The organism is Acinetobacter sp. YH12208 (assembly GCF_013418055.1).
GTDB lineage: Bacteria > Pseudomonadota > Gammaproteobacteria > Pseudomonadales > Moraxellaceae > Acinetobacter > Acinetobacter pseudolwoffii.
Genome location: NZ_VPCT01000016.1, coordinates 1 through 15,059, shown reverse-complemented (window position 1 = coordinate 15,059; position 15,059 = coordinate 1). Strand labels below are relative to the sequence as shown.

Below are 15,059 nucleotides of genomic sequence, written 5' to 3'. Positions count from 1 at the left end.
AAAAAATATTTAGCGCCAAACTACGAATATCTTTAATAAGATTATGAATATATTACGAAATAAATGGGTATATAAATGATTAAGCCTATCCAGAAAATACTTATTGCTAATCGTGGCGAGATCGCGATTCGAGTCATGCGTGCTGCCTCAGAAATGGGCATCCGTACAGTTGCAATTTATGCAGAAGAAGATAAATTTGCCCTGCATCGCTTTAAATCGGATGAAGCTTATCAGGTAGGGGCAGGGAAAAAACCAATCGCTGCCTATCTGGATATTGAAGATATTATCCGTATTGCAGTTGAGGCAGGGGTAGATGCTATCCACCCAGGTTATGGCTTCCTGTCTGAAAACCCTGAGTTTGCAGAGGCTTGTAGCCAAGCTGGCATTCGCTTTATCGGTCCAAAACCAGAAGTAATGCGTCAGTTAGGCAATAAAGTGATGGCCCGTAAGGTTGCAATGGTTGCATGTGTGCCAGTTATTCCTGCTACAGCAGCACTACCTGAATGCATTGAAGACTGTCAGTTACTGGCAGCTGAGGTAGGCTATCCACTCATGCTCAAAGCGAGCTGGGGCGGTGGAGGTCGTGGCATGCGCGTGGTTGAACATGAGAAGGAACTCGAAGATGCAATTACTGTTGCACGTCGTGAAGCCAAATCTGCGTTTGGCAATGACGAAGTTTATCTAGAGAAACTGATTCGCCATGCCCGTCATGTAGAAGTGCAGATATTAGGTGATACCCATAGCAATATTGTGCATCTATTTGAACGAGATTGCACTGTCCAACGACGTAATCAGAAGGTGGTTGAGCGTGCGCCTGCACCTTATTTGTCCGAAGCCCAACGTAATAAAATATGTGAGGCCGCTTTAAGATTGGCTCGCGCAGTAAATTATACTCACGCCGGTACGGTCGAGTTCTTAATGGATGCTGAAACAGAAAACTTCTATTTTATTGAAGTTAACCCGCGTATTCAGGTGGAGCATACAGTCACAGAAGAAATTACTGGCATTGATATTGTTAAAGCACAAATTCGGGTGACTGAAGGTGCCGCGATTGGAGATGGTAGCAGTTTTATTCCACCCCAGGAGCAAATTAAACTGTTAGGCCATGCATTACAATGCCGTCTCACCACCGAAGACCCTAAAAATGGCTTTATGCCGGACTATGGACGTTTGACCGCATTTCGTAGCGCAACTGGTTTTGGGGTACGGGTAGACAGTGGTACTGCCTATACTGGTGCAGTCATTACGCCTTATTATGATTCATTACTGGCTAAGGTAACGGTTCGTGGTGCAAGTGCGGATGAAGCTAATGCCCGTATGCTACGAGCATTACAAGAGTTTCGTATTCGTGGTGTTTCAAATAATTTGGCATTTCTAGAAAATGTGGTGACACATCCTCTATTTACACAAGGTACCTGTACTACCCGATTTATTGATACCACTCCTGAATTATTTAACCTTAAACCTAAGCAGGACCGTGCGACAAAGTTATTAGAGTTTTTAGGTGACATTACCGTCAATGGGCAACCTGAACTTAAAGGACGTCCGCTTCCTGAGACAGTTCCAGCTCCAGCACAGTTACCAATATTTAACTTGAATCAGAATATTCCAAGCGGAACCCGAGACCAGTTTAAATTACTGGGTGCAGAAGGGTTCTCAAATTGGATGCTAGATCAAAAGCGTGTATTGGTTACTGATACCACTATGCGTGATGCCCACCAGTCCTTATTTGCAACACGAATGCGGACCGCAGATATGTTGGCTATTGCACCTTATTACTCCCAGATGGCCAGTGAGCTATTTTCACTAGAGTGCTGGGGGGGCGCAACCTTTGATGTGTCGATGCGTTTTTTAAAAGAAGATCCGTGGGAACGTTTAGCTAGACTTCGTGAAGCAGTGCCGAACATTTTATTTCAAATGTTGCTTCGCTCATCTAATGCCGTGGGTTATACCAACTATCCAGATAATGTGGTTCACCACTTTATTGCACAGGCAGCACAAGGTGGAATCGATTTATTTCGTGTATTCGATTCGCTAAATGCAGTTGATAACATGCGGGTTGCTATTGATGCGGTTCGAGAGTCGGGCATGTTGTGTGAAACAGCAATCTGTTATACCAGCGATATCTTTGACAATAACCGCAGATATAACCTCAACTACTATGTTGATATGGCAAAGCAGCTACAAAAGGCAGGAGCCAATATCCTGGCTATTAAAGATATGGCGGGGATATGCAAACCAGCCGCAGCACGTGAGCTGGTCAAAGCATTGAAAGAAGAAACCGGACTGCCAGTTCATTTTCATACCCATGACACCAGTGGTATTGCAGCAGCCAGTATTTTGTCAGCAATTGAGGCAGGCGTAGATGCTGTTGATACTGCCATGGATGCCATGAGCGGTCTCACTTCACAACCAAGCATGGGCTCTGTGGTTGCGGCCTTACAAAATACAGATCGGGACACAGGACTTAACCCTAACAACCTGCAACAGCTTTCGACATACTGGGAAGGTGTGCGCCATATCTATAAGCCGTTTGAGGCGGATATGCGTGCTGGTACAGCTGATGTCTATCATCATGAAATGCCGGGTGGACAATATACTAACTTGCGTGAACAAGCTCGTTCAATGGGTATTGAAGAGCGCTGGACGGAAGTATCTGATGCCTATGCACAAGTTAACTTATTGTTCGGTGACATTGTTAAAGTCACTCCAACCTCTAAAGTGGTGGGTGATATGGCCTTATATATGGTATCGAACAATCTTAGTCCACAAGATATTGAAGATTCTGAACTTGAAATTGATTTCCCTGAGTCGGTGGTTTCCCTGTTTAAGGGGGAGCTAGGCATACCAGTACATGGTTTTCCAGAAAAGTTACAGAACAAGGTATTAAAAGGTGCAGCCCCGTTAAATGACCGTCTTGGTGCAGTTATGCCACCAGCCGATCTGGCGGGTAAAAAAGCAATGCTTGAGAATATGTTTGGGAAACTAGTCACTGAACAAGAATTGGCGTCATACCTGATGTATCCAAAAGTCTTTACCGACTTTATGCAGCACGAAATGAAATATGGCACGGTCTCAAGTATTCCATCTTCAGCGTTCTTTTATGGTCTAAAAGAGCAAAGTCCAGTCGAAATCGAACTTGAACGCGGTAAAGTACTCGAAATAAAACTGTTGGGCCGCTCAGAAGCCAAGGATGGAGTGATTGATCTGTTTGTAGAGCTGAACGGCCAGTTACGTCTGGTTCAGATTAAACAGGCAAGCCAAAAAGAATCGACGGCTCATTCAAAGGCAGACCCGAAGAATACAAAACATATCGGTGCTTCGATGCCGGGCATGATTAGTACAGTACCTGTAAAACTTGGTCAGTCTGTCAGGAAAGGTGAAACCTTATTTACCATTGAAGCAATGAAAATGGAGATTGTGATTAAAGCTGATCAGGACTGTGTGGTTCAGGAAGTTTTAATGGGTGTGGGTAATCAGGTTAAAAATATGGATTTAGTTTTAATATTAAATTAAAAGATTTAGTTATAATTTTGGCACTGTTGCAAATAGAGATTTGAGTCGATGATGTTCCCTTAAAAAGTTCTTAGAGATCGAAAAATCTGTTGATTAGATGTATTAATTCAGACTTGATCGGACATAGCTCTTGAAAAATAGGAAGTTACCCATTTTGATGTGTGCTGAAAAAACAGGACACTTCGACTTGGGAGATTCTATGCAGCCAATTTAAAAAAGTCCTCTGCTGTTTGATTTGGTGTTTTAAAATCCAGTCCTTTCTGAACTCTCTGCTGATTATAAAATAGCTCTATGTATTTTGTAATATCTGCTTTAGCTTCCTCTCTTGTTTGATAGTTGCGATGATGAACCAATTCATTTTTTAATATTCCCCAAAAGCTCTCAATCGGTGCATTATCGTAACAATCACCGCGTTTAGTCATTGAACCCTGAAATCCATATTTTTCAAGTATATTCCGATATTCATGACTGCAATATTGACTACCCCTATCTGAATGAACGATCAAGCCTTCAGTTGGCTCATGATTGCCAATAGCCATACTCAGTGCATTACAAACAAGCTGTGACGTCATACGCTCATTTAAGCTATAGCCAACGATTTGTTGGCACTGTTGCAAATAGGCTGACATGATAAGCTAAATATCTTAGATTGGTGTAAAAATAAAGTTAGTAAATAAATTATATAAATCAAATACTTTTTTATTAAATATAAAATTTATTTGATTTAATTTTGTTAATTTTGGGACTGTGTTATTCTACTATTGTGACGCTAAAAATAACTTACCTGTGCAGAAAAAAATGATGACACCATTGCTCATTGATGCATTAACAATTTCTGAAGGCAGGTTTGAAAAACCATGCCCAGTTTTAGTTTTGAAAATGATGTTACTCAATGAGGAAATGAGCCGGGAGTTTTCAGAAAAAATTAAAAATCAAGCATTACTACTGCTCGCGATATATCGTAAGTTACTGCTTGCTGTCGATAGGGACTTATGTAAGGTAAAAACTCTAAAGGATAGTGTGAAAAGAAGACACTGGGCTAAAGTGGATAAAGCACAGGACAAGATGGTGGTTGCAGGCCAACTTCGACTAAAGAGTTTAGATCCAGAAGAAATGATTTTATTTTTAAATACACAGCATTTTTTGAAAAAGCTGCCGATTTCCTTTGTTCAAGAATTGGTTAATTGGGCATCACCGGTGGTGAGTGGTAATTTTTTAATCGAAAATGTTTTAGCTGGTTATATCGCCCAGAAGCTTTTGCCATTAGAAAGAATTAAAGTGAAAGAGCTGGGCAAGTCTGTGCAACCATATTTTCATTTAGCTAACTTTTCTGTATTTTTACCTCGACTGGAGGAACTTTATCAAAAATATCAGCAGCAAATTGTTCGTTTGGCGCCAACGGCAGAAGTTGCTTTAGCTTTAACAGACTTTGGAAAAGCATGGATTTATCGTCTTAGGAGTAGGCTATGAATATTTATTTTAAGCAACTGCTAGAATGGATAAACCAGAATACCCCTATAGAAGAACAAAAACTCCTCCGAGCATTATTTTTATTACGTGCACATTATAGCTTAGCCGGTATCGTTGTCATTTGTCAGCGAATTTTCACTTTGATTGGTGATAATGAATTACCAGAATTTCGTGATGAGCTTAATACGTTAAAGATCATTAGTAGATTGCAGGATTCTAAGAAATATGCACATTTTTTCTCAGAAACAATAGATAGAAACAGACATACACCCACGCCATTACGTCCATACACTGGAGACAGTGGAATTTGTGATTTGCTATTGATTCAAGCAGGAGAAAATCATAATAATGAGAGTTTTGATACTGTAATTATTTGGTTTTTAGAGCAAATTTTTCATTTTCAAGACAAGGTACATGCTCTTGAGCTTTATAGTAGTTATTTAAAGGGTGATGGAAGCATAAAGCTGAAAGACCAAAAAGGATCTCGTGTGTACAATGCCTTTTTAGCGATTAGGCTATTAGGTGATGCTGGTAATACACAGATTTTAGAAGATGTAAAAGCTTCACTGCTTCAAAATTCACCGAAGCAACTGATTCAGTTAATGTCTGTTCATAATAATGATGAACAATTAAATAAAATTTATTATGCATTAAAGCTATTTTTATCACAAATCTGGCGAAATAATCGGCTAAAAAATAACAAAAAACGTCGAGAGTTTTTACACCGTATAGGGATAAAGCACAAAAAATTGATCCTGCAACGATATGGTTCATTAAGTATTGCTATTCAACCTTTAGAAGATGTAGATGAAATTCATCGTGGTCTAGTCTCAGATGTATTTGAGCATGATGAGATTGAAGAAGATGAAACACCATTGGAGCCCTTGTTTAGATTTTTTTTGGCAGAACAATCCGATTTACTTCGAGGGTTTTATGCATCTAAGTCGACTTCTCAACATATTGAAGCTGCAAATGTTGGTTTAGTTTGGACCAAATCGCGATTGTCCTTAAATTCAATTCAAGAAGTATTTAGACTCTGTCAACCATCTCATACAGATACCAGCATGATGTTACGCGCAAAATTAGCTTTGATATTAAGCTTGCTCACCGGACGTCCGGTGGGTGAATTTAAAGCGCCAAGTTTTAGTCAAAATACTGGTCATAATAATATTACTGGTCATAATAATATTACTATTAAGTATGATCATACTTTATCTGCATATGTATTGAGTATTTTAGCTGGGACACCAATACTCAAAAAAAAGCCAAAAAAATCTAAATTTCACGTGCCATGGACCAACGAGTTACATTTGATTTTACCGATTGAACTCAATGATTTGGTGAGTCAAGTCAAAAATCTTGGGATTACAAGACAGCATATTGCAGTTGAACGTGACGCGAGTGAACTGATTAACCGTGTACCTAAAGAGCTAGAAATCAGCCTCAAAAGCATTCGAGATATTCTTCCACGGTTGTTATATGATCATAGCCAAGGTGATTTAGCTGTCGTTAAAGCAGTGACGAATGCATCAGGTCGAAATTATGATAACTTGATTCATTATGCCTCTTTTGAACAGAGGCAACTTGAGCAACTCTGGGCTGCTTGTTTAAGAACGATAAAAATTAATATTCCTGAATATATATACTCTTCCAATAAGCGGGTGGGTAGCCCAATTGGAATAAAGATTATTGAAATACAAAATGAAATTGCACGAATAAAAAATTATATATATCAAGCCAATGAACAGAAAGATTGGCAGATGTTCTTTAAGTACTTAATGTCATATACGGAATTATGGATAAATCTTGCCACAGCTGGTCGAGGGATTAAACAACCCTTTCCAAAGTGGATCAGTCAGCAAGGCTGGGCCTTGATTCAAGATAAGCATCATCAAAATGAATCAACTGATCGTTATGTGCCATTGACTCCAGCATTGATCAAACAAATTCAAAGTTTACGTGGTTTGATGGGAATGTTGGGGGAGCAAATTGAGCTACGTGTTGATTTATCATCTTATGCTGTGCAACTGTATGATCCTCATCAGATTGAAGATTTAATTAGAAATTGGGCACGGAAGTTGGTTCGCTCTGATCGTAATCAGTTACCTGGGAGGTTCAAGGACGCTGGACTTGGGCACTGGATACGGGGTCGTCATCCATGGGATATATTATCCGTATTTCCTGTATCAGCCTTTAAACAACAGTGGCTTGATGTACAAGAAAACTTGCAAAAACAATTAGGTTTCGAGTGTATTGAAGATTTTGATTTTTTAAAAATCAAGAATGTTCCTACATTTGTTTTAACTCAAGAGACTAAAACAGTACAAGTAGAGACAAAGCTTAGAATAGAGTTTTCAGAAAATGATGTAAAAGAATGGCTGAAAAACCCAGACTATAAGTCCTATTATCAGCTGATTTTTGAGGAAAATCCTGAGCCACAAGTAGCTTTAGAGCTTGGCCATCTATTAGCCTCAAATTTAGCTAAAAATAAAAATATTGATTTGCCTCAAGCGATTAAAGCATATTGTGCTTATATTCGCGATGAAGCGAAAATTCCTTTATTCGTTCAGTTACCTCAAAAGGCTCATCGTACATGGCTGACATCTGAAAATAGTTTTAGTACATGGTGTTATATAGAACAAAACTTACTTGATCATATTCAGAAGGATTTAGAACATTTACCTGAACATCAAAATTGTGATGTTGAAATAGGACGTTTGCTGGTTGTACTCTCCATGTATTCACAACTGTGCAGAGTGAGCCATTTACAAGCGATGTTGGAGTTTATTGCTTCTGATCAACATATAGTCGCTATGGGGAATAGTCGGCTCGTTGAACTGACAGTGAATAATGATAGATCTGTGACAAAGATACGCCGTACAGTAATGTTAAGTCCTTATGTCTCGACGTTAATTTTAGTAGACCGACAGTATCTACAGCCCCGATTAGAAGAGATTTTAGCACAGCCAAGAAATCAACAAAGAACGGCTTGGCAAAAGTGTTTTAATACATATTTAAAACAAATAGGGGTTAAGTCAACTCTATCGTTAGCTCAATGGTTGAAAGCTTTACAGCAAAATGTGATGTTAAATAGCACTCCGTTGATTGCAGGTTATATATCAGGCCAAGTCCTGACTGAAGATCTTTCAATAAATGAATTATTACGCTTATTCGAATATGAAAAATTAACCACAAATTTAGATAGCACTGAGCCAGAAAGTGAAATAGAAATAGACGATGAGCAACTACATTTGTCTGATATTTTAGCGATGATTCAGCAACTAAAAGGTGAATCTAGATCAAGCATTTGGCTTAAACAGCTTGCTAGTAATAAAACGAATCGCTACTCAGTCAATTTATTAACATGCTTTGTGCAATGGTTGATTTTACGCTGTGATGCAGAAGAGTTAAGTCTACAGAATCGAAATATGATTCATCTACATTTAGCTATCGTCAGTGCAGGTATATTGGGGTTTTCAGAAGATTTAACAAAAGATAGCCAGATTAATGAAGATGTATTTCAAAAATGGATGGAGTTGACGCAAGAGCATTTTCCACACCGCAAGCATCTCGCAGCGTGGAATCGCTTTAGGGATTTTTTAATTCAGTTAAATGATGATCGGATAAAGTTACACAAGCGTGCAGCACATCAAGCAAGTGCTAAAGTCTTTTCAAAAAATGAAGTGCAGCAGATCGTTCAAATCTTACAATCTGTAGAGTCTGGGGTGAATGATGCTGCTTTACGTCTAGAGATTCAGCGTCATTTTCGTTTATCTGCGGCGATGGGTGTACGCCGTTCAGAGGCGCTTCATTTACGGCCCTTAGATATTGATGAGGATATGCTCAGAATTCGTCCTTATGGTGAGCATCAGTTAAAAACACTTGGATCAGAACGTGTTGTTCCGATGAATTTATTAAGCCAGACGATTAAAAAGGGATTAGATGATATTTATAAGAATAAAAAAGATTCAATATTAATTTCCGATGAGAACAGTGAGCATAGGACTTTTTTTGATCAAATATCTCAAATATTAAAGAAAGTCACTGGAGATGTTGATCTCAGCTTACATCATTTAAGACATACGTTTGCAAGTGCATATACTTTAAAGTGTTTGCAAACAGTGGTGGATTTTAAAGCGCTGACGATAGAACTGCCATGGCTACAAACTTGGATGCCATCGAATGAGCAATTTAATACGCTAGTAGGCAATGAAGGACAGGTTGGGCAAGGGATTAAGGCGATTAGTCGAGTGCTTGGACATTTACATGAATCGACAACATTAAAGCATTATATTCATATCTTATTTCTAGCTACTTATGCCTATAGCATGCAACAACAGCAACCCAATTTACATACTGCATTTTTTAAGCGAGTCATGAGTCGGAGTAATTTATTCAGGCATTTCCAAGCGATTAACCAACACAATGGTAATCTAAAATATGAGTTGAGAGATACCATCGAAAAATATGTGCTCAAAAAAATAGAAAGTCAGAGGTGGGTAATCTATGCTCAAAAAAGAGGGAATTCGACGGGTAAAGTAATTAAACACGAACTGTTTCAAAAGATTGAAGATATTGAGCGGTATCTTATTTCTGGACAGGGGCAGCCACAATTAGATATTGAGCCCTGGAAGAGAGCTTTAATTACGATGTCAAACATTCCTTCAGGTAAACGTGGTTCAAATATAGGAAGACATCCATTCTTGACACAAGGAAAATTAGCACGTTTGCCTGAATTACTAAGGGCTGTAGATTTTAATTTCGCACAAGAGATTTTAGAGCGATTTGATTATTTAGAACAAAACCAATCAGAAACTTACAATTGGTTAATAAAAAAATGGTTGTATGAAAGTAATGTAACAAAAGTATTGATGCATTTTACGGCAGAGGATGAACCTATGCTTTCAATCCTTACAGAACATCAGTTTTTTCCGATAGTGATGAAACATAATAAATATGATTATTTTAGAATTATGTCTCAACAAGCGTCATTAAGCGCCGTGCGATGGGTACTAGCATGGTTGAGTGTACGATATTTGGTGATTAGAGATCATATCAGAATTTAAGTAAATATGACTTACGCACGCTTTATTACATAAAGTTTTGAAAGACAGCGCTACCCTAATTGAGCTAAATTCAAGTGACAATTTGGGTATAAGTGCAGCCAAATTCTGTGAATTTGTTCAAGACAGCTACGTGTGCATAAATATCATTTACCTGACTACATCATACCTTGCATTTAATATGCTGCTAGAAGCCGTATAGCATCCTTCCTTGTGCAAATAGCCTAAGCATATATCGTTCAACCTAAGGGGCCTAGGAATCAGCGACTTTGATTTGTTCTTTGCTTTCAATTTGATCCATATGTTATCGATTTATATTTTTTTATTTAAAAATGAATAAAAAAATTCTAATTCGGTTTGACCAAAGAAAAAGATACCCATATGATAATTACATTACAGCAAAATCTGTAATCGGGCGTGGAAACCTGAAAATTACTACAGAAGCATTAAAACCGCTTTAGCGGTTTTTTGTGCTTATTATGCTTAGTTTGCCATTATGGTAGGCCAGGCAGGGCAGTCTATGACTGGCCGTCTTCTGTAGTGCGGTATTTCCACCCCTGTTTGGTCTACCTCCATCTCGTGGAAAAGATGGTTGTAGATAGTCAACTCTAAACTACAGGTACTAAACATGAAGATTTTATTATCTAATCCCCCCATTTCTCTTAGGTCTCTTTTGTTAGCGCTGACTGAATATTGACGGTCATTTAATTCATCGCTTTAACCAAATCGAACTATATACACTTTCAAATTTCGTACTTGAGCGAAAGTAGGACAGTGTTGTCTGGAGAAAATAAAAATGGGTCCAACACGATTATTGACCAATATTATTCAGCGTAAAGTCATGTTGCCAGAAGAAATGTCACCTTCAATGCAGCGTGACAATTTTGAAGTTGCACTGACTGATTTTGAAAAGCATCCAATCATCAAATGTTTATTTAAGGCGGATAACCAGCGTTCTACGGAATGTTGGAGCGTGCAAGAAATTGCAAACTTTATTGAGGATTGCACAGAAGATCAAAACATCAATTTATGCATTTTGTATTGGAAAGATATACACGGCAATATTTACATTATTGATGGGGCACATCGTCTTTCCTGTATTTATGCATGGATCAATAGATATTTTGCGGATGAGCAAGTCCCTCAAGCACCTAATTTCAATGATCAACAAAAACAAGATATTCGTTACCTCCGCAATTATTTAGGAGATCTTGCTGATTTTCAAAAAATTTGTACTGATGCCGAATTTGCAGAAAAAAAATCGAAATTAGGCGATATTAAAATCAGTTTCCGGCAGGTACTGGGGACTCCAGAAGATGCGCGACGGGTATTTCAATCGATTAACTCAGATACTAAACGTCTAGATAAATATGAGGAATATCATCTCAGAAGTCGCGGGAGTGACGCCTATTATGCGATCTATGCCTGTTGTTATATCAATGACAATAAATCTAACTTGGAAGAGCTCCAATATACACGTTTAAATTCGCTGATCGAGTTGGGGGAGAAGATCCATCAGCTGCTTTTCTCTACCATATTATTAGATACTGAAATGAGTCATGGCAAAAAAATTGGCTTGGTCAATGAGCTCATGAATATCATCGCGGGTGATCAGATTCATAATATCATGAGCCTGAATCAGGGTGAACGCGTTGAAAAGATCATGTCACATCTGTTTACGGTCCTTTGCAGAATGGCCACTCCTGTAAAAAATACTGGGGTTCCGAGTTTGGGCTTACATCCGTTCTTATATTTTTATAAGGACCAGCGTTTTCAGATTACTTCCTTTCTGGCATGGTTTGCTATTGTGTTTGAAATTCATGAAAGCCTGATGCAGATTCACCATCGAACCATTAGCTTTAAAGAGTTTACACGTGTCCGCCGTAGTATTGAGTTCTTGATTGCCAATTTTCCAGTGGCGACCACTGAAACGGTCGGTAAGTTCGGCAGTGGGATTAAAGGCTATGATCGGCTACAAATCGTTTATAAAGCCTTTATCTGTTTAAGCCTGGAAATGGATGTCGATTTTGAAGATGAAGAATGCCTGAACACCTTTATTTTGTCGATGTCAAAGGCTTTCAAGTACATCAACTTTAATGAGTTTTATTCTGAAAGATTTTTGGGTAATTATGATGATGGGGTTGTAGAGCATGTAGTCGGATATGTTGAATCGATTAGCCCGATCTCTCGATCAAAGCCCAAGGCCTTTTCAGCATTAACCAAAAATTTGCTTAAGCACAATTTTCTGGTGGGTAATCATAACTTTTGCCCCATTTGTGATGGATTAATCTATCTCGATTCTACTGAATCGGATCATCGGATTGCCAAAGCCGCAGGTGGCCAAGGGGTGCTAGAGAATGGTCTGCTGGTTCATCCACTCTGTAATAGAATGAAATCAGATCTGAGCCTGGAAGAGATTAGAGCGGATTTGTTTGGTGAATTACTGTATTAATCAGCAGAGTGATGAACTCATTTTCTCAAGTGTGTTAATTAATGATAAATCACATGATTTAACTTTTGATATATTCAGCCAGTGTAGCTTTTTTTAATTAAGTGCAGAATCATAGCTAGAAGCTAGCTGTAGTTTCTGAATGACCGTCAAGGTCCTTAGTTTTGCCCATTGATCCCTCTCTGGGCATTTTTTTTGATCAAAAATCATGTGTAGATGCCCTAGAATAAACCTTTTAGCATTTCATAAGCAATCAAGATTAAGCCTGACACCATCAGCACCACAAAAATGAGTTCCACTCTAGTTAACATAGTAATTCCATTTACTTTTCACTCAATTTATATGACAAATAAGTCGTAGCAGCAATGACATAACATGACATAGAAAATAATCAAAAAGACAGAATTTGGATTATCTCATCGATGAAAACCTATCAAATTTCGTCTAAAGAGTAGACCTGGTATCTTGGAGCTTGTCGTGATTAGCGTCTCTAAACTGCTATAACAGCAGTTTAGAATTTTAAATATTTCACATGAACTAGAAACTTTCCTTTTAATTAAATATATTTTAACTTAGTATCTAAACTTTGATAGAATTAATTAAAACTTTAGAGTTTAAGTGGAAACAATGAGAAAAACTAATATTCGACGTGATAGCTACTTAAAATTTCTGAATACATGGCAAAACCGTGATGTCATTAAAGTGCTTTCGGGTGTACGTCGCTCTGGAAAATCCACCTTGCTGGCGATGTTTCAACAAGACCTAAAAGCACAGGGGGTACAAGCCGAAAACATCATTGTCATCAACTTTGAATTTATGGAATTTGAAGAACTCACCGATTACCGTAAACTACATGATTATGTATTGTCAAAAGTTGATGAAAGCAAGAAAAACTATGTTTTTTTAGATGAAATACAACATGTTACCAATTTTGAAAAAGTAGTCGACTCTTTATATGTTCGGGATTATATCGATTTATATATTACAGGTTCAAATGCATTCTTTCTGAGTGGAGAACTTGCGACTTTACTCACAGGACGCTATATCGAGCAACATGTTTTACCCTTGTCATTCCAAGAGTTTAAACAGTGGCATATTGAAAATAATCCGATCATCCAACAATTATCCAATCGTGATTTGTATGCTATGTACACGCGAAGTAGTTTCCCCTATACGCTTGCCATGACCAGCCAGCAGGAAACCTATGATTACTTGCAAGCAGTCTATGCCAGTGTAATGTTTAAAGATGTTATTCCCCGTTTAAATACTGCCGATATTAACTCTCTCGAGCGTGTCGCAAGATATTTGGCAAGCGTGACAGGCTCACCCATTTCCATCAATAAAATTAAAAATACCTTTGTTTCAAGCGGGGTTAAAATCTCATTTGAAACAGTGAAGCGCTATATTCGGGGCTTACAGGACAGTTTGCTATTTTATAGCGCCGCACAGTTTAAAGTACGTGGGCGTGAGTTATTACAATCCTCTGAAAAATACTATTTAGTTGATGTTGGATTGCGCCGCATTATGTTGCCTGATGCTAATGCTGATCAAGGTCATATCTTAGAAAATGTGATTTATCTTGAGCTTGTCAGACGAGGTTATACGGTCTATGTAGGGCGGATTGATGAATATGAAATTGATTTTGTTGCTGTCGATACTTTACAGAATTTAACTTATTATCAGGTGGCATTAGAAACCCTCAATGAGGAGACACTAAGCCGAGAGTTACGTCCATTACAGAAAATTTCTGATTCATATCCCAAGTATTTACTTACCTTAGACACGATCGGGACTGAAGCCAATTATAATGGTATTGTAAAAATGAACGCTCTTGATTGGTTGCTGTCTGAAAATAAGTAAAGTGGAGTCTACTTAGGTTAGTTAAAACACACTCTGTTTCGGCCATTATTTTTAGCTTGGTATAAACGTTGATCTGCGGTTTCTAAAGCACTCATTAACTGGGACTCTGCATCTATTTTGGCGGCCCCAAAACTTGCAGTCACTCGAATCTGATGAACAAAAAGGTGCCCTTCAATCTTTTTTCGTAAGTGAACCGTACCGGGTTTGTCGGAGGCGAATTTCGAGTAATTTATGGGACAGTTTTGTCACTGCTTTTAAAATTATAAGCAATCGATTGGTAAGTTCTTTACTGTAGGTATTGAAGGTAATAATTGCAGAATCAGGCATCGGCTCAGGCGTGGATTTAGGAGAAGCTGTAATTTTTCGAAAAAGTTAGAAAACCACTTTAAGGCTTTCGATTTAACCTTCTTCCACATCAATAATGGCTGCATTTAATCCCAGCATACTTTTTGAAACACCACCACTTCAATTCAAACAAATTTTAAGAAAAAATCTAAAAAAATTCTCTTTAGAATCTATAGGAAAAACCTAATAAGAATCAAGAATATATACCAAATGATAAAATTTTAAATATTAGGGTCTGTTGACATTTCAAGTATAGAATTTACCCGATAAAGGTAGCCAAATAAATATACAAGCTAATACAACTGCCCCCTCATAGCTACACTTTAGCTTATCATATCGTGTTGCTATTCCTCTGA

At 38.1% G+C, this 15,059-nt stretch carries 6 protein-coding genes and 3 pseudogenes; 6 read left to right on the top strand and 3 right to left on the bottom strand.

The genetic code is table 11. From position 1 onward, the window contains the following. Positions 1–75: 75 nt before the first annotated feature. Complete coding sequence (locus tag FTU95_RS12675; RefSeq protein WP_218944672.1) at positions 76–3,516, top strand: pyruvate carboxylase; 3,441 nt, start codon at positions 76–78, stop codon at positions 3,514–3,516. 197 nt (positions 3,517–3,713) lie between these two features. Here FTU95_RS12675 and FTU95_RS12670 read toward each other — a convergent pair. Next, positions 3,714–4,121: pseudogene (locus FTU95_RS12670) on the bottom strand (IS3 family transposase); the annotation flags it as partial. Between the two features lie 193 nt (positions 4,122–4,314). On the opposite strand from FTU95_RS12670, the gene FTU95_RS12665 reads away from it, so the two are divergent. The 4 genes from FTU95_RS12665 to FTU95_RS12650 all read left to right on the top strand — a co-directional run bounded on the left by FTU95_RS12665 (position 4,315) and on the right by FTU95_RS12650 (position 14,358). After that, positions 4,315–4,986, top strand: coding sequence for a hypothetical protein (locus tag FTU95_RS12665; RefSeq protein WP_180076390.1), 672 nt, complete (start codon positions 4,315–4,317; stop codon positions 4,984–4,986). Then, entirely contained in the window at positions 4,983–10,052 is a 5,070-nt protein-coding gene (locus FTU95_RS12660) for a tyrosine-type recombinase/integrase (protein WP_180076389.1), read from the top strand. Before FTU95_RS12665 ends, FTU95_RS12660 begins: the two co-directional genes overlap by 4 nt. Before the next feature lie 793 nt (positions 10,053–10,845). After that, positions 10,846–12,501 (top strand): HNH endonuclease signature motif containing protein, encoded by a 1,656-nt coding sequence (locus FTU95_RS12655; RefSeq protein WP_180076388.1) that lies wholly within the window; start codon positions 10,846–10,848, stop codon positions 12,499–12,501. 624 nt (positions 12,502–13,125) lie between these two features. Further along, positions 13,126–14,358 carry an ATP-binding protein gene (locus FTU95_RS12650; RefSeq protein ID WP_159139014.1) on the top strand — a complete coding sequence of 411 codons (1,233 nt, stop codon included), beginning with the start codon at positions 13,126–13,128 and terminating at the stop codon, positions 14,356–14,358. 17 nt (positions 14,359–14,375) lie between these two features. On the opposite strand, the gene FTU95_RS12645 is transcribed toward FTU95_RS12650, so the two are convergent. Then, positions 14,376–14,507, bottom strand: coding sequence for a diguanylate cyclase domain-containing protein (locus tag FTU95_RS12645; RefSeq protein ID WP_289845708.1), 132 nt, complete (start codon positions 14,505–14,507; stop codon positions 14,376–14,378). 65 nt (positions 14,508–14,572) lie between these two features. On the opposite strand from FTU95_RS12645, the pseudogene FTU95_RS12640 reads away from it, so the two are divergent. Continuing rightward, a pseudogene (locus FTU95_RS12640) lies at positions 14,573–14,793 on the top strand (IS1 family transposase); the annotation flags it as partial. Between the two features lie 156 nt (positions 14,794–14,949). Here FTU95_RS12640 and FTU95_RS12635 read toward each other — a convergent pair. After that, positions 14,950–15,059 (bottom strand): annotated as a pseudogene (locus FTU95_RS12635) (IS5/IS1182 family transposase); the annotation flags it as partial.

Coding starts and splice junctions, on each gene's coding strand:
- FTU95_RS12675 (WP_218944672.1), top strand. CDS start 76: ATGATTAAGCCTATCCAGAAAATACTTATTGCTAATCGTGGCGAGATC.
- FTU95_RS12665 (WP_180076390.1), top strand. CDS start 4,315: ATGATGACACCATTGCTCATTGATGCATTAACAATTTCTGAAGGCAGG.
- FTU95_RS12660 (WP_180076389.1), top strand. CDS start 4,983: ATGAATATTTATTTTAAGCAACTGCTAGAATGGATAAACCAGAATACC.
- FTU95_RS12655 (WP_180076388.1), top strand. CDS start 10,846: ATGGGTCCAACACGATTATTGACCAATATTATTCAGCGTAAAGTCATG.
- FTU95_RS12650 (WP_159139014.1), top strand. CDS start 13,126: ATGAGAAAAACTAATATTCGACGTGATAGCTACTTAAAATTTCTGAAT.